The organism is Sorangium sp. So ce1036 (genome assembly GCF_051369805.1).
Lineage (GTDB): Bacteria > Myxococcota_A > Polyangia > Polyangiales > Polyangiaceae > Sorangium > Sorangium cellulosum_F.
Window position 1 is genome coordinate 9287334 of sequence record NZ_JBBMOX010000001.1, and the last position, 20636, is coordinate 9307969.

Annotated in this window: 14 protein-coding genes, 1 pseudogene and 3 CRISPR repeat arrays; of the genes and pseudogenes, 9 read left to right on the top strand and 6 right to left on the bottom strand. The window is 69.6% G+C overall.

What is annotated here, in order from left to right:
* The first annotated feature begins 3 nt into the window (after positions 1 to 3).
* The 7 genes and pseudogenes from WMF31_RS34885 (at position 4) to WMF31_RS34915 (ending at position 5589) form a co-directional block, all read left to right on the top strand.
* On the top strand, positions 4 to 525 hold the full coding sequence (locus WMF31_RS34885; RefSeq protein WP_436606080.1) for a hypothetical protein: 522 nt from the start codon (positions 4 to 6) through the stop codon (positions 523 to 525).
* Positions 522 to 1343 (top strand): type III CRISPR-associated RAMP protein Csx7, encoded by an 822-nt coding sequence (gene csx7, locus WMF31_RS34890; RefSeq protein WP_436606081.1) that lies wholly within the window; start codon positions 522 to 524, stop codon positions 1341 to 1343. Before WMF31_RS34885 ends, csx7 (WMF31_RS34890) begins: the two co-directional genes overlap by 4 nt.
* The gene (csx7, locus tag WMF31_RS34895; RefSeq protein WP_436606082.1) at positions 1343 to 2272 is read left to right on the top strand and encodes a type III CRISPR-associated RAMP protein Csx7; all 930 of its coding nucleotides are present in this window, start codon (positions 1343 to 1345) and stop codon (positions 2270 to 2272) included. The genes csx7 (WMF31_RS34890) and csx7 (WMF31_RS34895) overlap by 1 nt, the downstream gene beginning before the upstream one ends.
* 137 nt (positions 2273 to 2409) lie before the next feature.
* Positions 2410 to 3252, top strand: coding sequence for an RAMP superfamily CRISPR-associated protein (locus tag WMF31_RS34900; protein WP_436606083.1), 843 nt, complete (start codon positions 2410 to 2412; stop codon positions 3250 to 3252).
* A gap of 2 nt (positions 3253 to 3254) precedes the next feature.
* On the top strand, positions 3255 to 4139 hold the full coding sequence (locus tag WMF31_RS34905) for a hypothetical protein (RefSeq protein WP_436606084.1): 885 nt from the start codon (positions 3255 to 3257) through the stop codon (positions 4137 to 4139).
* Positions 4136 to 4987, top strand: a complete 852-nt coding sequence (locus WMF31_RS34910) for a hypothetical protein (RefSeq protein WP_436606085.1) — start codon at positions 4136 to 4138, stop codon at positions 4985 to 4987. The genes WMF31_RS34905 and WMF31_RS34910 overlap by 4 nt, the downstream gene beginning before the upstream one ends.
* Positions 4933 to 5589, top strand: a pseudogene (locus WMF31_RS34915) (SAVED domain-containing protein). The gene WMF31_RS34910 and the pseudogene WMF31_RS34915 overlap by 55 nt, the downstream one beginning before the upstream one ends.
* Before the next feature lie 82 nt (positions 5590 to 5671).
* Here the strand turns inward: WMF31_RS34915 and WMF31_RS34920 are convergent.
* From WMF31_RS34920 to WMF31_RS34930, 3 genes are all read right to left on the bottom strand, one after another.
* Positions 5672 to 6700, bottom strand: a complete 1029-nt coding sequence (locus WMF31_RS34920) for a hypothetical protein (RefSeq protein WP_436606086.1) — start codon at positions 6698 to 6700, stop codon at positions 5672 to 5674.
* Between the two features lie 310 nt (positions 6701 to 7010).
* On the bottom strand, positions 7011 to 8006 hold the full coding sequence (locus WMF31_RS34925; RefSeq protein WP_436606087.1) for a hypothetical protein: 996 nt from the start codon (positions 8004 to 8006) through the stop codon (positions 7011 to 7013).
* 307 nt (positions 8007 to 8313) lie between these two features.
* Positions 8314 to 8937 (bottom strand): Uma2 family endonuclease, encoded by a 624-nt coding sequence (locus WMF31_RS34930; RefSeq protein WP_436606088.1) that lies wholly within the window; start codon positions 8935 to 8937, stop codon positions 8314 to 8316.
* Between the two features lie 547 nt (positions 8938 to 9484).
* Positions 9485 to 11340: direct repeats of the CRISPR family, unit length 36 nt; unit sequence GCTTCAATGGGGCCGCCGCCTTTCAGCGGCGGAGAG.
* A 120-nt stretch (positions 11341 to 11460) separates the two neighbouring features.
* Here WMF31_RS34930 and WMF31_RS34935 point away from each other — a divergent pair.
* A protein-coding gene (locus WMF31_RS34935) for an IS5 family transposase (RefSeq protein WP_129346188.1) occupies positions 11461 to 12263 on the top strand; the annotation gives its coding sequence in 2 pieces (ribosomal slippage) (positions 11461 to 11785 and positions 11785 to 12263; 804 coding nt in all).
* 3 nt (positions 12264 to 12266) lie between these two features.
* A CRISPR array of direct repeats spans positions 12267 to 13685; the repeat unit is 36 nt; unit sequence GCTTCAATGGGGCCGCCGCCTTTCAGCGGCGGAGAG.
* A gap of 40 nt (positions 13686 to 13725) precedes the next feature.
* Here WMF31_RS34935 and WMF31_RS34940 read toward each other — a convergent pair.
* Positions 13726 to 14856, bottom strand: a complete 1131-nt coding sequence (locus WMF31_RS34940) for an ISAs1 family transposase (protein ID WP_436601070.1) — start codon at positions 14854 to 14856, stop codon at positions 13726 to 13728.
* A 132-nt stretch (positions 14857 to 14988) separates the two neighbouring features.
* Positions 14989 to 16489: direct repeats of the CRISPR family, unit length 36 nt; unit sequence GCTTCAATGGGGCCGCCGCCTTTCAGCGGCGGAGAG.
* A gap of 707 nt (positions 16490 to 17196) precedes the next feature.
* On the opposite strand from WMF31_RS34940, the gene WMF31_RS34945 reads away from it, so the two are divergent.
* On the top strand, positions 17197 to 18018 hold the full coding sequence (locus WMF31_RS34945) for a hypothetical protein (protein WP_436606089.1): 822 nt from the start codon (positions 17197 to 17199) through the stop codon (positions 18016 to 18018).
* A 75-nt stretch (positions 18019 to 18093) separates the two neighbouring features.
* On the opposite strand, the gene cas2 is transcribed toward WMF31_RS34945, so the two are convergent.
* Both cas2 and cas1 read right to left on the bottom strand, forming a co-directional pair.
* The gene (gene cas2 / locus WMF31_RS34950; protein ID WP_129344621.1) at positions 18094 to 18384 is read right to left on the bottom strand and encodes a CRISPR-associated endonuclease Cas2; all 291 of its coding nucleotides are present in this window, start codon (positions 18382 to 18384) and stop codon (positions 18094 to 18096) included.
* Between the two features lie 159 nt (positions 18385 to 18543).
* Positions 18544 to 20532: a CRISPR-associated endonuclease Cas1 gene (cas1, locus tag WMF31_RS34955; RefSeq protein ID WP_436606090.1), complete on the bottom strand. Its 1989-nt coding sequence runs from the start codon at positions 20530 to 20532 to the stop codon at positions 18544 to 18546.
* Between the last annotated feature and the right edge of the window lie 104 nt (positions 20533 to 20636).

A 20636-nucleotide genomic window follows, 5' to 3' on the forward strand; every position in this document is an offset into this window, starting at 1 on the left:
CCAATGGATCCGTTTGCAGAAGCACTGCGACTCAAACGAAAAGCGCTTGTCCAGGCCGCCGAGCAGGTCATGGGAGAAGCCTTCAAGAAGGTTGATCCGAAGTCCAAGGACAGGCCCGTCCACAAGGCGCAGCTCAGCCACCTCGTGGGCGTGTGCAACGAGGCGGCCTGCGCCGAGGAGATCGCTCTCTACATTCGCTACCAGGCGAGCCGTGGCAAGGGAGACGGTGGGGTCTGGGATCCGGTGCTGGCACGCGACGTCATCGCCAAGGCTGAGGGCGCAATGATCGATCTCCCGACCGACGAGGCCAAGGTGGCTGCCTGGCGACTCTACGCGGTGTATCTCGCCAGGACGTTCACCTACCTGGACAAGGCGGCGAGCTACAGGAGCGCGCCCCGCGACGCGCAGGGGCTGCGACCGGACCACGCGGCCGGAGGCCAGCTCGCGCCCGGTGCGGCGCAGAGAAGGGACCAGAACCCGCCGCATCGGCGCGATGGATTCCAGCCGAAAGGCGGTCGGCGATGAGTAGCTCTGCTGCGGACTTCCACCGCCTCCAGCAGCGATTGCGCCTCTCGGGTCAGCTCGTCACACGGACCGCCCTGCGCATCGGCAGCGGCGGCAGCGGCCAGCTCGATGCGGCCGATCTGCCCGTGCTGCGTGATGCCGAAGGATACCCGCTGCTGCCCGGCGGCAGCCTCAAGGGGGCGCTGCGCTCGACCATCGAGGCGCTCGTCCGCGGCGCCGAGCTCCCGCGAGACACAGGCATCTGGACGTGCAACCCCCTCCGCAAGCATGACGAGGACGAGAGCGCCTGCGGTGATCACCGTGAAGGCAAGCGCGCCGAGGTGGACGTGACCAGACACTGCGCCGTGTGCAGGCTGCTCGGGTCCCACGTGGTCGCCAGCCATGTCCGCTTCAGCGATGCCCTCGTACACGTCAGCCCGGACGACCGCGTCGCGCGGCGCATCCCCGTCGAGGTGCGCGACGGCGTGGCCATCGACCGGGACCTGCGGCGGCAGTACGGAAAGCACAAGTACGACTTCGAGGTCGTGTCGCCCGGCGTTCGGTTCGACCTCGAGGTGTTCGTCGAGAACCCCCGGCCGTGGCTGATGGGTCTTCTGATCCTGGGTTTCGATCAGATCAAGGAGGGCTTCACGGCGCTGGGCGGCTTCACCTCGCGAGGGCTCGGCCGAATCGACGTCGAGTGGCACGGCATGCTGCGCGTGACAGCGCGCGATCTGCTCGAGGGAAGACCCGGCGAAACGCTGGAGGGAGCGGCGCTGGAGGCTGAATTCACCTCGTTCCGAACCGCGCTCGCCGAACGCGCCCGGGGGAAGAGCTGATGTTCAAGAAGAGCTACAACCGCGCCGTTCTCGGCGTCCGTGTGGAGACCGTCACCCCTCTCTTGATCCGCGCGGGCGACGCAGGGATCGACCCGACCGCTGCGGATCTGAGCTGCGTCCGCACGCGCCATGCGGTGCACGGCCGGACGGTGTATATCCCCGGTTCCAGCCTCAAGGGGGTGATCCGTTCCGCAGCCGAGGCCAGCGTTCGTGGCGAGACCTTCGGCGGGGCACGGGGCGCGTGCAATCCGCTCGACCACAAGAACGAGTGCAATGCTCACGCGAACAGCGACCGGTTCCCCACGGCCACGATCTACAGGGACCAGTGCCTGGCGTGCCGGCTCTTCGGATCGCTGGCGATCAAGGGACGCGCGGCGGTACGGGACCTGTTCCCCTGGCTCGAGCGTGGGGACGAAGCCGCCCGGCCCGGCGGGACGAACCACCAGAGGGCGAATCAGGTCGAGCAGCGCCACGGCGTGGCCATCGATCGGATCCTCGGCTCGGTCAAACCTGGGGCGCTCTTCGATCAGGAGCTCGTCCCCGCCGGCGTCGCGTTCTGGGGCGAGATCGCGCTGGAAAACTATCAGGTCTGGCAGTTGGGTCTCCTGGTCCGCGCGCTCGACGAGATCTCCGAGGGCTTCGCGCAGCTCGGGTCGAGCAAGAGCCGCGGGCTCGGCTTCGCACGGGCCGAGGTGATTTCGATCGTGCATGAGCAGCCGCTGCGTGGGGGCGAGCGCCCGGCCGGCGTGGGCAAGCTCATGAGCCCAGAGGAGCATGCCGCGTACGGCCTGCTGCGCGAGCCCGACGTGGCTCTGCCTGCGCTCCTGGGTGAGCCGCGCGGGCTCAGCCGTCGCTTTGCGACGACTGACTCGCCGGCAATCCAGGCCTGGATCGAGGCTGCGAGGCAGGCGCTCGGGGAGATGGCGTGAGCGCGGGGTACGAGTTCGTCCCTTTGCCCGATCGGGTGCACCGTGTGTCCCGCCCCGAGGCTGTGCACGATCGGCGCGTGCCAGGGACGCTCTCCGCCGTCTTCTCGCTGGCGTTCGTCACCGAGCAAGCGGTGCACGTGGGCGCAGGCTCGAAGAAGCTCGTGGACGGCGACGTCATTCGGCAAGGGTGCCGGATCCATGGCCGCCCTGGCGTTCCCGGCGCTTCGATAAAGGGTGTCTTGCGGGCGCGCTACGAGGCCATTACCAGGAGCTGCGTGCCCTTCAGGCCTCCCAAGGGGTCCGTGCGTGTCCGCTCCAGCAGCGGGATCGAGCATGCCCGGCTCGACGACCGGCTCCTGGACGGGGAGGTTTTCCGCGGCAGGGCCGAGGCTGCTGACGGACACCTCTGCCCCGCTTGCGCGCTATTCGGCCGCATGTCCCTGCGGAGCCGCGTCACGCTCACCGATTTCTCGGTCGAAGCCCAGGTGGGCTTCGATGTGGCGGAGATCCCGGAGCAGTTCAGTCCCAACCTGCACCACGTCGGGCGCGGCACGCTGCGCCCCTCGCGCGAGGGGGAGCGTGGTCGAGGGGATCTTTATGAAGTTCACGCGCTGCATGGTCGTAAGTTCGCCGTGGGGCGGGGTCCGGTGGCCGACAACGCACGCCAGCAGAAAATCGAGGTGCTCCCGGCGGGTCACGTGCTTCAGGGGGAGATGCGCGTACACAACGCGCTTCCTCGGGAGCTCGGAGGGCTCTTGGTCGCGCTCGGGTGGAAGCGCGGGAGCGCTCTGAAGATCGGCGGCGGCAAGGCGCACGGGTTCGGGCGGATTCGCCTCCAGCACCTCGTTGCGCGCCTACGTGATCATGCCGGTCGCCCTGTGGCGATGGACGAGGCGTGGATCACGAGCTTCGAGCAATCGGAGGACTGCCACGTCGAGGGGATGGTGCGCCTGCTCCAGATCCATCAGGGGGATTGCTGACGATGCAGAAGCTCACGGGCAAGGAGCTCGCCACCCTGCAGGCGCAGGCCGCTGGCTTCTCGACGTCGAACCACGTCCGGTACCTCTCGGAGGCGCTCGAAGCCACGAGGGCGACGGGAGATCCCGTCGAGGGGCTCGCGCTGCTCAGGGCGCTGCCCGAAGCGGGGTATGCAGGGCGCAGGGGCGGAGAGCAGAAGGAGATCGACGCCCTCAATGACGTGGGTGCCTGGCTCGAGCAACGGTTGCTTCGGGACCCACGGGTGCTCACGGAGCGGGTGGTGCTGGAGCTCGCATGGATCCGGAGGCACGCTGGCATCGCAGAGGCTGAGGCCAAGGCCGGAAGGGTCGGACCACGACCGGCGCAGCAGACGAGACCGGGCGGCCCAGGCATGCAGCCCAGACACCATCCCTCAGCGCACAAGGCGCTGCGTTTCGGAGACCGGATCGACCGCATCCGGCAACGGCGAGAGGAGGCGGAGCGGTCCGCGCGCGCCGCCGTCGCTGTGGTCCGGGCGCCGCCGAGCGCCGCCGCTGCGCCCGCGCGAGAGCCGCTGCCCGATCGTCTGCCTGACGTGATCGAGGTCGAGTTCGTCAGCTTCGCGGAGGCGCGCAAGGCACGCCAGGATGCCCGAAAGCGCGAGAAGCGCGAGAAGCTGCCGAAGGAGCGATTCCTGCCCATCCAGCCGGTGGATCCCCGCCTGCGCCCGCTCGCCACAGGGCTCGTGTGCTCGACGTGGCTCGCGGGGTTCTGGGACGTCGTCGATTCGATTGCGGCAGCAGACGGCGTGCCGCGTCCATTTTTCGTGAGGGGCATCCAGGTGCGGGACGGGAAGCTCGTCGTCCACGCCGTCTTCACCGAGCGGCTCAAAGCGGAGTCCACGACATGACAGGGAGCGCGCGCGGCGCCGCCATCCAGGGGGACGACTACCAGCACCTCTACGCCTGGTATCATGCCTTGCGCATGCTGGCTCCCGACGAGGGCGTGACAGCGATCTCGGTCGAGAAGTGCGGGATGGACCTCCTCGACGACGTCGTCGTCCATCGCCCTGGGCGCGGGGACGAGCACTATCAGGTGAAATTCTCGGTCACCGCGAGCAGCCCGATCGACAATGCCTGGTTCATCGAGGTGGGCACAGGCAGTGAACAGGGCAGAAAGAAAAGCATTCTTCGGCGGTTCTGGGAGAGCTACTCGAAGCTGCGCGCTGCCGGCGGACGACCGCACATGGGGTTGTTCACCAACCGGCCGCTCGATCCCAAGGATCCGCTGCTCAAGCTCCGCGACGGCGCGCGCGGGCTCCTCGGCCCCCGTCTTCGGGAGGAAGGGCCACGCTCGAGCGCCGGCGGACGCCGCAAGGAATGGGCCGCGCACCTCGGCATCGCCGAGGACGAGCTCCTTGAGATGCTCGACCATCTCGAGCTCCTGACCGACCAGGGCCCTGCCTCGGGTCTGGCCACGGCCGTCGCGGATCGCATGGCGGCGCGCGGGCTGAAGGAGGACCCGGACGCCGTGGAGCAGGGCGTGCTTGCCATCCGCGAGTGGGTCAAGCAGGGGACGCGGCAGATCGACCGGGCCCTGCTCGCAGCCGAGGTCGAGCGGCGCGCGCTCCGCGGCGGTCCGCCGCGGGCCTGGTGGTGCAGCAGCTCGAGCGGGAGCTCTTCGCCGATGCGGCCCATGCCTCGGTGGACTGGGTCGACCTCTTCGAGGGCGACGAGCCGCAAGCCAAGCGGCGGCTGAGAGATCCCTCGCTATGGAACACCCAGCTCCGCGCCGACCTGCGGCAGGCGAGCGCTCGCATCCGTGCGCTCGGCTTCAACCGGGTCCAGGTGCGCGGCAAGCTGCGGCTCACGCCGGCGTTCATGGTGGGCTTCGAGCTCGGCGACACCCGGAACGCACACGTGGCCTGCGTGCAGCGCGACATGGTGTGGAGTACGGAAGCGGCTCCGATGCAGGTGGACCTCGACGTACCCCCGCCTGAGGAGCTCAACCTCGGCGGCGAACTCGCCGTCGCGCTCAGCGTCACGCACGAGATCGCCGAGGATGTTCGCGATCACGTGAAGCAGGCGGGGCTGCCGGTGAGTTGACTGCTGCACATCCGCACGCCCAGGATCGGGCATGGGGCGATGCCAGACGGCGCGTATGCGCTCGGCTGGGCGATGGCCGCGCGGAGTCGCATCATGCGCGAGGCGCGGCGAACGGGTGTAGCGAAGGTCCACCTGTTCATGGCGTGTCCCGCCGGCGCGGCGCTGTTTCTTGGGCATTTTTGGAACTGCGTGCCCACCACACAGCTTTACGAGGATTTGATCCCGGGGTACGGGCCGAGCTTCTGTCTGGCGTAGCGCCCCCATCCGGAGCAGCTCGCAAGGACTGTGGCCGTCCTTGCGACGGCTTCCACCTTGGCCCGGCCCGTGATTTCCGCTGTCAGTTACACGGCCCGAGGCCGGCCCACTCGGCCGGGCACCACGGGTCCGGGTTGCTGGGCGGGCAGTTCGGGTGCGACCACCAGATCTGCTGGGTCGCGGACCAGAGGTGGCCGCCGTCGGTGACCAGGGTGGAGGGCGTATACACCTGCGCCGACGTCCACGCGGGCACCCCCGAACAATCATTCCCGCTTGACGTGCAGGCCTCCCACGTCGAGGGCGACGCGCCGAAATTCTCGTTCTGGTAGATGTAGGGAGCGGCGTCGTGGAACGACCAGATGCTCGCGCCCGACATGGGCTGCCAGACGCCCGCGGTCGTCTTCAGCTCCTGGCGCAGCATCTTGATGGGCGCCTCGCAGGAGACCTGCGGCTCGGGGTACTGCGGGCCCACGTCCGCGAAATGCTCGATGTCGTGCGCGTACATCTCGACCGTGGTGCGCTCGTCCTGGGCGAGGAACTGCCAGCCGGCGCCGTCCTTCATGTCGACATAGAGGCAGAGCTTGGAGCCGCTCACGCTCGCGACGCGCTCGGGCGTGCACCACTCGTACTTGAAGACCACCTGCTGCCCGGGCTCCAGGTCGCCGAGCGAGCCGCCGCAGGTGCTCCCCGAGCCCCACGAGGGCAAGAGGCCGGTGCAGTCGGGGTGGTTCCCCGCGACGCCGTCGTCGTCCCCGTAGTAGTAGACGAACCACCCATCCGGGCTGTGGTAAATGCCCGATTCGAGGTTGTAGTACCACTGCCCGATCGCGGTCCACGCCGTGCTCTCATTCAGGAGCTCGGGGATCTCCCACTCGATGATCCAGCCGCGGGTGTCCCCGATGGTGCCCGTGTAGCTGCTCGTGAGATCGTACGTCCCGCGGAGGCTGGCCACACCGAGGCTCTCTGCCTCCACCTCTGCTCCCGCGCCGGCGGTGCAGGCGGCGGCGCCGAGCGCACCGAGGAGCAAGAGCGCCGCGCCGGCGCGCAGCCGGGCGGCGCGTGACGGACGACGAAGGTGGGTATGCGCCGACGAAGCGATTTCGATGTTCATGAAAGCTCTCCTTGAAAGAGGGTCCGACGTCGCTCGCGCGACAAGGAACGCCGCGAACATGGCTGCCGCCTCGAACGACGTCAATGTGCGAGCGCGCCTGGGCGATGCCGTGAAGCAGGGGTGGGCGCGACGCTCCGACGACCGGTGACAGGCTCATGCGCTCGGCGCGGCGATTCCGCGACAAGTCTGTGCGGCGTCGCTCGCCGCGCGCGCCCTGGAGGCCGTGGGCCCTGGCCGTCCTTCACGGGATCCTGCACGGGATCGCGCTGGGCCGTGTCACCTGGCCACCCCCTCGCCGTCACCTCGATCGCTATCGATAGATCCCGCCGAGCGCCGGTCCAGCGCCCGCCGGCCGCGCCGGCGACTGCATCCATGCCGGGGTCTCCACCCACAGCGCGAGGTACGGAACGAACGCCGACCGGCGAATCAGCATGACGAGGAACGGCTGGCACACGGCGAACGAGCGCCTGGGCTCCGGCATCCCGAACGACAGGATCGCGGCCTCTGCGGTGACGCTGGCGCCGCCCTCGTCGAGCGTGAAGCGCACCCGCTGCCTCGCCTCATGAAAGACCCTGCCTGCGAGCTCCCCTGTGCACAGACGTCGTCCGAGCAGCTCGGGGAACGACGCCTCCGTCTCGAGCTCGATGCGCGGAATGGCGACCTCCTCCCCGCGGCGGAGCGATCGGTATTCAGGCGGGAGCCTCCCCAGCCGGTCGAGCACGTCCCGCACCGTCTCCCCCAGCCGCTCGCGCGGCGGCACCTGGGCAATCAGGAGGCGATCCTCGTCGGCCGCGTCGGTGCAGAGCTCGATCACGAACTCCCGTTCTGAACGATGCTCGTGCACGATCACCTGCGCCGCCCGCGCCGCGTTGTGCGGGTGGTTGTTGTCCACGATCCCGAAGGCGCGAACGGGCCGCGCGTCGAACACCCCCTCGCGCACCGCGAAGACGACAGGAAACCGCAGATCGCGGCTCAGGTATCCATAAGCGAGCAGCGCGTCCGGCGCGAGGCCGCGCGGAAGATACCGCACGTCCGCCGCGGAGAACCTGGAGAGCAGCTCGCTGCGCAGCCGCTCGAGGATGCCCTCGGCGCCGAAGCCGGCATCCGCGACGCACCACGCGGGGCTGACCGCCCCGTCGACGACCGTGCGGCTCAGCGCGTCGGCCAGCGCGGGTTGAGGCGCGAAGCGCAGCGCCCCGAAGCGATGCTCGAGCTTCTTCCAGGCGAGCGCGAGCGACACGCTGAAGACGAGGTCTGTGCCCGCGGCGTGGCGGGTGTCGAGCGTAGCGCACATGGCAATCGGCATGAGGGGCTCCTGGGTCTCGCCACCTAGGGTCGCGGCGGCGGCGTTGGATCGAACGGCACCAACTGGCCGTGCTCGCACGCGCACGCGATCGAGACGCCGGGCAAGGTCGAGTGTCGCCTCACGTCGTCGCCCACGCAGGCGACGGGCGTCGCGCCCGTCGGATGGGCGACGTGGCTCGCGATGGAGGCCGCCGGATATCCCGGCGGATGGTCCCCCCGTGGCAGACCGTCATGTGCACGGTCGGCGCCGTGATGCCGGCGTTTCGAATGGCCTGCGCGAATGGCACCCCGGAGGCTCTCCCGGCGGATCAGGGGCTCGCTTCGCCCTTGCCCTCGTTCTCGTTCTGGTTGTCGTCGTCGAGACCTTCCCACCATTCGGACAGATCGATCTCGACGGCCTCGAACGGGGCGGCGCGGACCTTCTCGTCTTCGCCGTACAGCCCGAGCTCCACCCATTTCCCGTCGACGAGCTGGTTGACCCGGAGCGAGCGATCGCGAGGGTCGACATACCAGAGCCAGCCGACGCCGATCTCGCTGTAGAAGCGGCGCTTGACGAGGTTGTCGTAGCTGGCCGTGCTGCGCGAGAGGATCTCGCAGATCCAGTCGGGGACGACGGCGATGGCGCTTTCCCTCGCCGGCGGTCGCGCCATGCGCTCGCGGCGCCACCCCGCGACGTCGGGGGAAAACTCCGGGGCGCGCGGGAGCTGGATGCCGGGTTCAGGGAGGATCCACCACCCGCCGGGGCCGCCTCTGCCGCGCTGGAAGGGGTTCTTGAGGTCGGCGGTGATGAGCCCCTCGATGTCGGCATGAACGAAGCGCGGGCGGGGGAAGGCGTAGAGGGTGCCGTCGATGATCTCCCCGCGCCAGGTAGGCGGGAGCTTCTCCAGGTCCTCGAGGGTTGCCGGATGGACGAGCTTCTCGGAGATGGACATGCGACGGGCCTCGTCACGCGAGTCTAGCCGATCGGTGAGGCGGGCGCGGGCGGCGCGGGGCGGGGCTCGCGAAGCCGGCGCGACCGGGGAGCGCCGAAGCCGGCTCGACCGGGGAGCGCGGCTGCGTGCGCCCGCGGGGAGGTCGCCCGCGCCGAGATGCGCGGCGGGGGAGATGGCCCGCGTCGAGGTGCGCGGCGACGGTACGCGGCGACGCGCGGAGCGGCGCCCGACGGCCGGCTCCGCGACGCGCCGTGCTCGATCACGCATCCGGCGAGCGCGCAGTCGAGCGCGCGCGGACGAGGCGCCGCGTTCGCGCGGAGGGCGATGGCAGCGCGCTCGCCTGGGCCGCCGCAGCCGGCGGGGCCGCCGCAGCCGGTGGACGAGCGGCCGAGCAGACCTGGCGGCGTGCTCACCACGCCCGTGGCGGGGGCCATCGCCCCGATCTTGCGCGCGCGGCGGTCCGCCCGGCGCGCCCGTCGGCGCGGCGCGCCGAGCGGACGGGCAGCGGTTCGAGAATGCGGATGCGGAATCGGAAGCGTGGATCGAAGCTTCAATGGGGCCGCCGCCTTTCAGCGGCGGAGAGCTCGCCGTTTTCGCTCACGGCGGCCAAGGACCAGCGCTTCAATGGGGCCGCCGCCTTTCAGCGGCGGAGAGCTCGCCGTTTTCGCTCACGGCGGCCAAGGACCAGCGCTTCAATGGGGCCGCCGCCTTTCAGCGGCGGAGAGCTCGCTCGACCTGCGCCCATGCGAGCCGTGCGCCCACTGGCTTCAATGGGGCCGCCGCCTTTCAGCGGCGGAGAGGAGGATCTCGCGGAGCACCGGCCTGCGCTGCTCAAGCTTCAATGGGACCGCCGCCTTTCAACGGCGGAGAGCAGCGCGGCGATCTCCTCATTCGCAAGTGCCTCGTGGCTTCAATGGGGCCGCCGCCTTTCAGCGGCGGAGAGGTTCTGGCGATCCTTGGCGAATGCGTGGCTCCCGTGTCGCTTCAATGGGGTCGCCGCCTTTCAGCGGCGGAGAGCAAGGTCGAGTTCTTCCAGAACGTGGCCAACGTCGAGCTTCAATGGGGCCGCCGCCTTTCAGCGGCGGAGAGTTCGTCAAAGTGCCCGCTGGCAACACGCTCGCCTATTTGCTTCAATGGGGCCGCCGCCTTTCAGCGGCGGAGAGTGCGGTCCGGCGGCAGCGCGCCGCCCTCCTGCAGCGCTTCAATGGGGCCGCCGCCTTTCAGCGGCGGAGAGACACCGCGCGCCGCAATGGCGTCGCGTGCCGCGAGATGCTTCAATGGGGCCGCCGCCTTTCAGCGGCGGAGAGAATGCGGCCGGCGAAGTCGTGAGCATGAAGACGGAGCTTCAATGGGGCCGCCGCCTTTCAGCGGCGGAGAGCCCGGCGTACCATCATCAGCTCTTGATGTTGCATACTGCTTCAATGGGGCCGCCGCCTTTCAGCGGCGGAGAGTCCGCCAGCGTCTTGCGCCTTCGGCCGGAGAAGTACACGCTTCAATGGGGCCGCCGCCTTTCAGCGGCGGAGAGCGACGCAGGCGCAGACGCGTGCTACATGCGTCGCATGCTTCAATGGGGCCGCCGCCTTTCAGCGGCGGAGAGGTCCGGCGACGCCGCGGCGGGCATGGGGCGCTAGGAGCTTCAATGGGGCCGCCGCCTTTCAGCGGCGGAGAGACGGCTGCTCCTGTCGCTCTCGAGCGACGCCTGCGGCTGCTTCAATGGGGCCGCCGCCTTTCAGCGGCGGAGAGTGAGCTCGGCACGCCCGCTCTTGGGGACGCTCCGCTGCTTCAATGGGGCCGCCGCCTTTCAGCGGCGGAGAGTTGTACATCCGGAGCGCAGAATCCTTCGGGATCCGGCTTCAATGGGGCCGCCGCCTTTCAGCGGCGGAGAGCGGGCGCTTACGGAGCGGCCTGGGACGAGCGAGGAGGTGCTTCAATGGGGCCGCCGCCTTTCAGCGGCGGAGAGTATGCGCTCTACTGGGTGACCTAGGAGATCCATGAGCTTCAATGGGGCCGCCGCCTTTCAGCGGCGGAGAGCTGACCGGCAAGGACGTCTCGACCGACGCGATCCTCCGCTTCAATGGGGCCGCCGCCTTTCAGCGGCGGAGAGCGCCGGGAGCGTGAACCCACCTGCGCCTTTCTCCGTGTAGCTTCAATGGGGCCGCCGCCTTTCAGCGGCGGAGAGTGTGTGCGCACCGTCACCTGGAGCTCGTGCTCGCGACGCTTCAATGGGGCCGCCGCCTTTCAGCGGCGGAGAGCAGGGCGACTGCGCGACCACCGGGAGTGAAGTGTGCAGGCTTCAATGGGGCCGCCGCCTTTCAGCGGCGGAGAGCTCCCGCTGTGTGACGGCTAGAACGCCCGTGTCGTCCGTAGCTTCAATGGGGCCGCCGCCTTTCAGCGGCGGAGAGAAATAGGAGAGCACATGGAGATCAGGAACGATGTCGCTTCAGAGCGCCTAACAATAGCCCGCCGACCTCGCTCGAGCGCCCGCTCGCTTGAGACAAACGGTACGCGCATTAGATTGCACGCGTGGGCAAGCTGTTGGTGCCGGACGAACTCTGGGAGCGAATCGAACCTCTATTGCCGAAGGCGGAGCCGAAGCCGCAGGGCGGCCGGCCGCGCACGCCTGATCGAATCGCCCTGACGGGGATCTTGTTCGTGCTGAAAACGGGGATTCCTTGGGAATATCTCCCGCAAGAGCTCGGCTGCAGCGGCATGACGTGCTGGCGCCGGTTGCGCGACTGGCAGCAGGCTGGCGTCTGGGGTCAGCTCCACAAGGCATTGCTGGATGAGCTCGGCGGGGCCGACAAGATCAACTGGGAGCGTGCTGCGCTGGATGCCTCGCTGGTTCCGGCAAAAAGGGGGGTGAAGAGACTGGCCCGAACCCCACAGATCGCGGCCGGCCGGGCACGAAATATCACATTTTGGTCGATCAGAATGGTATCCCGCTCGCCGTCGAGATGACGCCGGCGAACGTCCATGACTCGAAGATGTTCACGCCTATGGTGGATGCGGTACCGACGATCGCGCGGCCTTGCGGCCGACCGCGGCGCCGCCCCAAGAAACTGCACGCCGATAAGGCCTACGACGACCCGGCCCTGCGCTTGGCTTGCCATCTGCGCCACATCGTGCCCCGCATCGCTCGCAAGGGCATCGAGTCGTCGGAGAAGCTCGGCCGTTACCGCTGGGTCGTCGAACGGACGATCGCATGGCTCCGCCGCTTTCGGCGCTTGACTGTGCGGTATGAACGCCGTGCCGATATTCACCGAGCGTTCCTCCAGCTCGCCGTGTGCCTGATCTGCCTCTGCCATATCCAGGCCGGGTTTTGTTAGGCGCTCTCAATGGGGCCGCCGCCTTTCAGCGGCGGAGAGAGGGAGCTCGCGTTTGCGCATCTGCTACTCGGCAAGCTTCAATGGGGCCGCCGCCTTTCAGCGGCGGAGAGCGGCTCGACGACCATGGCCGCCTCGAACCGCGGCTGAGGCTTCAATGGGGCCGCCGCCTTTCAGCGGCGGAGAGAGGTAGGCGGCCGCGAGCGTCGGCCCGGTCCCGGCGCTTCAATGGGGCCGCCGCCTTTCAGCGGCGGAGAGCTCCTGACGGGCTCGAGCTTGAACGCCACGACCTTGCTTCAATGGGGCCGCCGCCTTTCAGCGGCGGAGAGAGAGGAGCTCCAGAAGGTCGTGAAGGCGACCTCGGAGCTTCAATGGGGCCGCCGCCTTTCAGCGGCGGAGAGGACGACGAAGCCGACGATGCAGCCCACTGCCAAACGCTTCAATGGGGCCGCCGCCTTTCAGCGGCGGAGAGCAGCGGCGGCCGGGGCGTGTCACGCGTACGCACCAGAGCTTCAATGGGGCCGCCGCCTTTCAGCGGCGGAGAGCGTGCGGGTGATGGCGCTCGTCGGGCCGACGCTCAAGCTTCAATGGGGCCGCCGCCTTTCAGCGGCGGAGAGCGTCGGCTCGCACATGCAGAAGCCGCCCATGAACGCGGAGCTTCAATGGGGCCGCCGCCTTTCAGCGGCGGAGAGAAGCCGCCCGCGCCGGTTCGGGAGCAGTACGGGCGCCTGCTTCAATGGGGCCGCCGCCTTTCAGCGGCGGAGAGGTTACGCAGGGCAAGAATCGTGCCGTCAAAAACCATGCGCTTCAATGGGGCCGCCGCCTTTCAGCGGCGGAGAGGTACGCGCCGAAGGGCAGCGAAGGGGGACCGCGATGCTTCAATGGGGCCGCCGCCTTTCAGCGGCGGAGAGGCGGGCCGCGGAGCGACTGGATGTACGCCACTGCGCGGCTTCAATGGGGCCGCCGCCTTTCAGCGGCGGAGAGACGGCCGCGGCGGGCAGGTCTACTGCAACAACCTGGGGCTTCAATGGGGCCGCCGCCTTTCAGCGGCGGAGAGCTCGAGATCGCGCAGGCCATCGTGAGCAACATCCAGCTTCAATGGGGCCGCCGCCTTTCAGCGGCGGAGAGCCCGATGAGCGCCGCTTCTGGCAAAACGGTCTACCAGCGCCGGCTTCAATGGGGCCGCCGCCTTTCAGCGGCGGAGAGGCCGCGGCGCTCGAGTGGGCGCAGGAGATCAGCAAGGAGGCTTCAATGGGGCCGCCGCCTTTCAGCGGCGGAGAGCTGGTAGAGAGGCGCGGCCGTCCCCAGCGAGATCTGGCTTCAATGGGGCCGCCGCCTTTCAGCGGCGGAGAGATCCGGAAGAGCGGATCGCCTGCGCAAGGCCTGCCGCTTCAATGGGGCCGCCGCCTTTCAGCGGCGGAGAGGCCTCGAGGCGGGGCCGTCCCACGGGTCAGGGCGGGCGCGTCTAACCTGGAGGAATGGTTCCGGAGAGGACGCGCAGCAGGTAGTCGTGGTTCCATCCAGCTTTCTTTCGTTTTGCGGCAATCCCACGCTTGGTGGTCTGGTCTTGCTTCAGGAGATTGAGAGCAATCTTGCGCAGCAGCCCGATGTTCTCCTGCCCGGCTCGAACGCGGCTTTCATCCTCGCGGAATGCGACATCGAGCACCCAATGGCATCGATTTTCGATCGACCAGTGCGCACGAATCAACGATGCCATCGCTTTGGCTCCAGTGCGTGCGCTCGAGCTGATGAAATAGTGCCTCTCGGACGTGAGCTCACCGCCGGGGCCGGCCTGGCGTTCCCGTTCGACCATCGTGATGCTCCGCAGGCCCGGCCACTTCGGTGCCTCCGTGATCCGGCTCAGGTCCGTCGTGGTCCAGACGCGCCGCCGCTCACGCCTCCCGTGTCCCTCTTCGACCGTCTCGTGCACCGTGTGCTTTACAAGCGAAAAGAAGCCGGTGCCGGCCTCGGAGAAGATCTGAGCGACTTGCTCATAGAGCTTGGTCTGATTCGCTTTGAGAGCGAGCAGATAGGCGGCTCCCCTGTCGACAATTCCCTGGGCAATTTCCTTCTGGGTTCCCATGGCGTCGATGGTCACCGTGGCACCTCGAAGATTCAGCATGCCGAGCAGTTTCGGGATGGCCGTGATCTCGTTCGACTCGGGGTCGGTCGCCACCTGACCGAGCGTCAGGCTGTTCTGCTGAACCCAGGCGCTGACCAGGTGCAGCGGCGAGCGCTCGGCGGCACGGTCGAACGATCGGCGAGCCGTCTTGCCATCGATCGCCACCAGCTTACCGTCGGGCGAGCCGACCAGCGCCTGCATCCAGGCCACGAAGCAAGCGCTGAACGCCTCGGGGTCGAGCGCGCTCAGGACCCGACGGAACGTATCAGCGCTCGGGATGCCTGCCGGCAGGTCCAGAAACGTCTTCAGCCAGCCATGCTTGCACTCACCGAAGTCGGCGAAGTCGTCCCAGCCCTCCGCCCCGCAGATCGTGCCGAGGATAGCGATGGCAATGATGTCCAGCAGTTTGTGGTCAGATCGCCCGACGACGCGCGGGTCGGGCAGCGATGCGAAGTGCTCGATGAACGGTGCCATGCCCCGAGATCTGCCACACGACATGTCGCTGTGTTCGGCCGCCAGCCCCGACCAGCCGGCCACGAGCGAGTTTAAGTCATTGTTTTTATGTTAGTTTTGATGCGCCCGCCCTGTCCCACGGGTCGACCTGCCGCTTCAATGGGGCCGCCGCCTTTCAGCGGCGGAGAGACCTAACTGGCATCTAGAGGAGATCTGCATTCATCTTGCTTCAATGGGGCCGCCGCCTTTCAGCGGCGGAGAGCAGTCTGTCGTATTTGCGACACGTGAGGAAGAGGACAGATGCTTCAATGGGGCCGCCGCCTTTCAGCGGCGGAGAGGGGCTGTAGCTGGGGTCGCGCTCCGGCTGGAGCTCCTTCACGAGGCTTCAATGGGGCCGCCGCCTTTCAGCGGCGGAGAGCCGGAGTGCGAGCAGTGCTGTGCGGCGCCGCGAAGGCTTCAATGGGGCCGCCGCCTTTCAGCGGCGGAGAGTTGGGTAGCTCTCGAACAGCTCCGCAAGCGCGTTTTGCTTCAATGGGGCCGCCGCCTTTCAGCGGCGGAGAGGCCACCGTCCGTGACCAACTCGGCGCAGAGAACGGAGGCTTCAATGGGGCCGCCGCCTTTCAGCGGCGGAGAGGTCGACGCCGATGGCCAATGCCCGCGCAAGGGCAAGCGCTTCAATGGGGCCGCCGCCTTTCAGCGGCGGAGAGCGACCGGCGAGCGTGCGATGTGGCACTTGGAGCCAACCGCTTCAATGGGGCCGCCGCCTTTCAGCGGCGGAGAGGGGACCGTCCGAATCACGCGCGCGCGCCTGGCGGGGCTTCAATGGGGCCGCCGCCTTTCAGCGGCGGAGAGCCCCCTTCGCCTCCGCCGGCGCACCGATCGCGCGGCGGCTTCAATGGGGCCGCCGCCTTTCAGCGGCGGAGAGGCCGTGGCCTGCGTACATGTCGCCCACGGTGAAGGGCTTCAATGGGGCCGCCGCCTTTCAGCGGCGGAGAGTCATGGCCGTCCGTCAGGGTGACATGCCGCCCATCGTCGCTTCAATGGGGCCACCGCCTTTCAGCGGCGGAGAGATCGGTGAGCTCTTCACGCGGCACGTCGCGGAGCGAAAGGCTTCAATGGGGCCGCCGCCTTTCAGCGGCGGAGAGCGAGCAGCTCGAGGGCGACATCGGGTTCGTGACTCCGGCTTCAATGGGGCCGCCGCCTTTCAGCGGCGGAGAGGACGGTGGGCAGCGAACCAGGCTCACATTGATCCCGAGCTTCAATGGGGCCGCCGCCTTTCAGCGGCGGAGAGAGGACCGGCGCGAGGCAGACGCCGCACAGCTCTCCGCTTCAATGGGGCCGCCGCCTTTCAGCGGCGGAGAGCTGCGACGGCTTACCCAGAGTTTTTCGGCTGGCTGGTGCTTCAATGGGGCCGCCGCCTTTCAGCGGCGGAGAGCCGCGGCGGGGTGTTGGGCGGGGCCGCGGTGACCAGCTTCAATGGGGCCGCCGCCTTTCAGCGGCGGAGAGCGCGAAGCGCCGCGCGCAGCGGCGCGCCGCCGCCCGAGGCTTCAATGGGGCCGCCGCCTTTCAGCGGCGGAGAGCTTCCTGGAATCGCGAAGCTCACCGGGCAGCCAGTGAGGCTTCAATGGGGCCGCCGCCTTTCAGCGGCGGAGAGAGGCCTCGCAGCCTACGAAAGATTTCGCGTACTTACAACCCGGTTTGCGAGAGGTCCCCGTCCGACCCCCCGCTGCGGCCACCGGAGGCGCCCCGCGCGCCCCGGTGCCGGCCAGAAATCCTCCATCTTTTCAAACACCTGCCGGCTCTGCGAGCGGTCCCCGGCTTTTTCGCGTCACTCCACCGCTCGCAACCGGTCCGCCCTCCTCCTTCTACCATACCCGCCCCTCCCCTCGCCCAGCCCCTTCCGTTCTCCCCCGGCGCTTTGCCGCCCTCTCCCCCACCTCCGCCGCTCGCCTCCCCACCTCCGACGCCGCCGCCCCCGCCTCGCCGCACTCGCCCCCACCTCGCGTCACGCCGTCCCCGCTTCCGCCCGCTCATCCCCCACCTCGCCGGAGTCACCCCCCACCTCGCCGGAGTCACCCCCCACCTCCCGGGCCTCACCCCCCGCGGGGCGCCCGCCCCCCGAGCCGGGGGCGGCGCCCGCCGGCCAGGGGGCGCCGCTCCTCCTCCCCCGCCCCCCGCTTTTCCGCCCAGGTTCCGCGCTCGATCGCGCCCGGTGCCCCCATCCGAGGACCCCCGCCGCGCCTTCACCGCACCCCGGCGTCGCTCTCCCGAGCACGGGGATCACCCGCGGCGCGTCCAAGACGTGCTCACCCGATGACCCCCCTGTCCGTCCTTGATAACCGTCCGCCCGGGAGGTGGATCATGGCAAAACTCACCATCGGCCAGAAGGCCGAGCGGGTGCTCCTGCTGCTCCTGGGGCTCCGCAAGAACAAGGTCGCCGCGGCGCTCGTCGCGCACGGCTTCTCCGATGACGATCTCGCCGAGGGCTGGCGCCTGCTCCAGCGCGTCACGCGCACCCGCCTCGGCTTCGTCGCCACCGCGGCCGCGACCGACAGCGGCCTCATCAACGAGCTCGACGCCTGGGAGAACAAGTGGTTTCCCATCGCGTCGGCGACCCTCAAGCGTCACGCCCCCGAGGCGCACGCCTTCATGTTCCGCAACCTCGGCCAGACCGAGGGCGCCGCCGTCCTCGTCTCCGTCAGCACCTTCGTCGAGCGCTGGGAAAACCTCGCCCGCTCCAAGGACAAGGGCGGCCCCGACGCGGGCGGCGAAGAGGGCCGCAAGATCCTCGCCAGGCGCGGCCTCACCAAGGCCGTCATCGACGAGGCCAGAGAGCTCCTCGCCCGCGCCGGCAAGCTCGAGTCCGTCGCCGAGGTCGCCCCCGCCGCGGCCGGCGACCACGACTTCGAGGAGGCCGAACGGCAGCTCTGGGACTGGTACCTGGAGTGGAGCACCATCGTCCAGACCGCCATCAAGGACCGCAGGCTCCTCCGCGAGCTCGGCTTCCGCCGCGCCAGCTCCTCCAGGAGCTCCGCCGACGCAGCGGCCGCCGAGGACGAAGAGGCCGAGGAAGACACCGGGGGCGCGAGCCACGACGACGGCGCCGGCGCCGAGCCCGCGGCGGACCCCGGCGCGTTCCTCACCGGAGCCCGTCCCGCGGCCGCCACGCGCGCCGGGCGCTGAGGCGCATCGCCCTCCCCACGCGCGCCCCCCGCTGAAGCGCGCCGCCCTGCCCCCCGGCCCCCCGCGGCCGGCGCCTCACACCACGATGGCGACTTGCTCCGAGGGAACGTACGCCCGCCCGAGCGACGTGATGGCGCCGCGCCCGCGCCCGTTCGCCGGGCCGATGTCGATGATCAGCACCTGATCGATCCGCGCATCGATGATCTGCCCGAGATCGCGCCGCATCTCCACGAGCTCCCGCCGGCTCAGCGCGCACTGCCACACCGAGAGCTGGAGCCAGTCGCCGTACCCCCGCATCGCCTTGAAGATCTTGCGCAGCCGCTTCGGATCGCAGACGTCGTAACTCACGATGTAGCTCTGTCTCACGCGCACCTCCCTCGCCCGCTCTGCTTCGCCTCTCGCTCCGCCAGGTCCCTTCGCCCCCCGCGTCCCTTGTTCGCCCCTCGCGTCCCTTCGCCCTCGCGTCCCTTCGCCCTCGCGTCCCTTCGCCCTCGCGTCCCTCCGCCCCTCGCGTCCCTCCGCCCCTCACCGCGTCCGGAACGACGGATACGCCCCCACCTCGCCGAGCAGCACCCGCGCGAGCAGCCGCGCCTGCACCTCGAGCACCCGGCGGTAGCTGATCCGGTAGCCGAACACCGGGTGCGTCACGAGCTGATCCATCCGCCGCTCGTACGCCATGAGGAACTTCTTCCGCCCCGCGGGCCGCAGCGCCACCGCGTCCCCGTGCCGCTGGAAATCGTCCGGCGCGACCACCCCGTTGTTGATCGTCGCCACCACCACCGAGTCGGCCACGATCGGCCGGAGCTCCTCCATCAGGTCCAGCGCCAGCGCCGGCCGGCCGAAGCGCGGCTGGTGATAGAACCCGAGCAGCGGATCCAGCCCGACCGTGCCGAGCGTCACCGCGAGCTCCTTCGCCAGCAGCGCATACGCCAGCGACAGGAGCGCGTTCACCGGATCCCGCGGCGGCCTCCGGTTGCGCCCCTCCAGATCGAACGCGCCCCGCACCTCGTCCGGGCCCTTCAGCATGCCCGGGAACGCGCCGAAGTAGGCGCGCGCCGCCGTGCCCTCCAGCCCGAGCAGCGACGCCAGCGAGGGCGCCTCCGCCGCCTTGCGCGCGAGCTGGTCGAGCTCCGACAGCGCGGCGGGCTCCACCGCCGCGTGGTTGCGCCGGAGCATCGTCCTCGCGTTCTTGATCTTCGACACCACCACCCCGCGCGCGAACGAGAGGCAGAACGCCTCGTCCGCGGCCGCCCGGTGCTGCGCGACCCGGAGCTCCACGTTCCTCGAGTCGAGCCCCGTCGCGCGCCCGAGGTAGTAACCGCCGTACGTCATGAAGCAGAGCGGGATCCCGCGCTCGAGCAGCGCCCGCATCGCCTGCGTCGAGATCTGCACGTTGCCGAGCAGGGCCACCTGCGATGTGTTCGAGAGCCGCGCCTCGCTGCGCCCCCCGGCGCGCGTGTGCACCACGAGCCGCTCCCCCGCCAGCCCGATGCGCGCCCCCTGCTCCTGCACGTACACGGGGAGCCTGTCGTCGCGCGCCGGATGGAGCCGCCGGAGCTCGGCCTCGCCTGCTGCGTCGCCCTCGCCCGGCTTCGCCGCCGCGGTCGCCGCGCTCGCGGCGCTCACCTCGCTCGCCTCGCTCGCGGCGCTGGGCTCGCTCGCCTCCCCGGCGAGCCCCCACGGATCCACCTCGAGCGGGCCCTCCAGCTCGTCCGGCCCCTGCTCGACCGCCTCCACCCCGGCGAGCAGGCCCTCCGCCGGCGCGTCGAGATCCTCGCCGGCGAGCCGCCGCAGCAGGTTGGTCTCGTCGGGCAGGCAGATCCCCACCAGCGAGCAGCCGTTGCACTTCGGGCTGTCGACGAGCGGCGGAGGGATGCACGCCGCGCCCGTCACCTCCCGCGCGCGCGCCGCGGCGGCCAGCGTCGCGGCGACGAGCGCCTCGTCGATCGCGATCGGGACCCGCCGCCGTGAGGCCGCGAAGTAGATGGCCGCCTCGTCGCACGCATACCCGTGCTCGCGCAGGAGCAGCACGTGCGCGCAGAGCTGCGCCCGCTCCGGCAGATACGCCCCTCCGGGCACGTCGGGCGCGTGGCCGCGCTTGTACTCGATCGGGAGCAACCGCCCCGACGCGTCCCCCTCCACCACATCGATCCTCGCCGTGATGCCGAGCCGCTCCGACGACAGCCACACGCTGCGCGCCTCGTACGGCGGGGGCTCGGCGGCGTCGTCGTCGCGCAGCGCACGCCTCGCGGAGCCGCGCCGCGCCGCCTCCGGCGCTGCCGGCTGCATCGGCGACGCCGGAGGCATCCCGGGCACCGGGGAGGGCGTCGTCCCGGCGTGCCCCTCCGCGGAGCCAGGCGCCGCGCCCGCCCGCGGCGGCGGCAGCTCACCGCCGGCGACGTCCGCGCGCCGGTGCACGCTCCGCCCCTCCACCGTGAAGACGTTGTCCTCGAACTCCCCTTGCGCCCACTCCAGGTAGAGCAGGCGCTCGCAGTACAGCACCTCGTTGATCATCCGCGCCGGCACCAGCTCCGGTGGTGTCCCTGCAACAGGAAGCTTCCGAGGAAGCGGCTTCGCGCGGATCAGCGGTTCAATCGATTCATCCGGGACTCGCTCAG

Excerpts from the sequence above, each read along its gene's own strand:
- cas1 (WP_436606090.1), bottom strand. The coding sequence starts at position 20,532 with ATGATCAACGAGGTGCTGTACTGCGAGCGCCTGCTCTACCTGGAGTGG.
- csx7 (WP_436606082.1), top strand. The coding sequence starts at position 1,343 with ATGTTCAAGAAGAGCTACAACCGCGCCGTTCTCGGCGTCCGTGTGGAG.
- WMF31_RS34930 (WP_436606088.1), bottom strand. The coding sequence starts at position 8,937 with ATGTCCATCTCCGAGAAGCTCGTCCATCCGGCAACCCTCGAGGACCTG.
- WMF31_RS34925 (WP_436606087.1), bottom strand. The coding sequence starts at position 8,006 with ATGCCGATTGCCATGTGCGCTACGCTCGACACCCGCCACGCCGCGGGC.
- WMF31_RS34905 (WP_436606084.1), top strand. The coding sequence starts at position 3,255 with ATGCAGAAGCTCACGGGCAAGGAGCTCGCCACCCTGCAGGCGCAGGCC.
- WMF31_RS34940 (WP_436601070.1), bottom strand. The coding sequence starts at position 14,856 with ATGGCACCGTTCATCGAGCACTTCGCATCGCTGCCCGACCCGCGCGTC.
- WMF31_RS34910 (WP_436606085.1), top strand. The coding sequence starts at position 4,136 with ATGACAGGGAGCGCGCGCGGCGCCGCCATCCAGGGGGACGACTACCAG.
- WMF31_RS34920 (WP_436606086.1), bottom strand. The coding sequence starts at position 6,700 with ATGAACATCGAAATCGCTTCGTCGGCGCATACCCACCTTCGTCGTCCG.
- WMF31_RS34945 (WP_436606089.1), top strand. The coding sequence starts at position 17,197 with ATGGCAAAACTCACCATCGGCCAGAAGGCCGAGCGGGTGCTCCTGCTG.
- WMF31_RS34885 (WP_436606080.1), top strand. The coding sequence starts at position 4 with ATGGATCCGTTTGCAGAAGCACTGCGACTCAAACGAAAAGCGCTTGTC.
- csx7 (WP_436606081.1), top strand. The coding sequence starts at position 522 with ATGAGTAGCTCTGCTGCGGACTTCCACCGCCTCCAGCAGCGATTGCGC.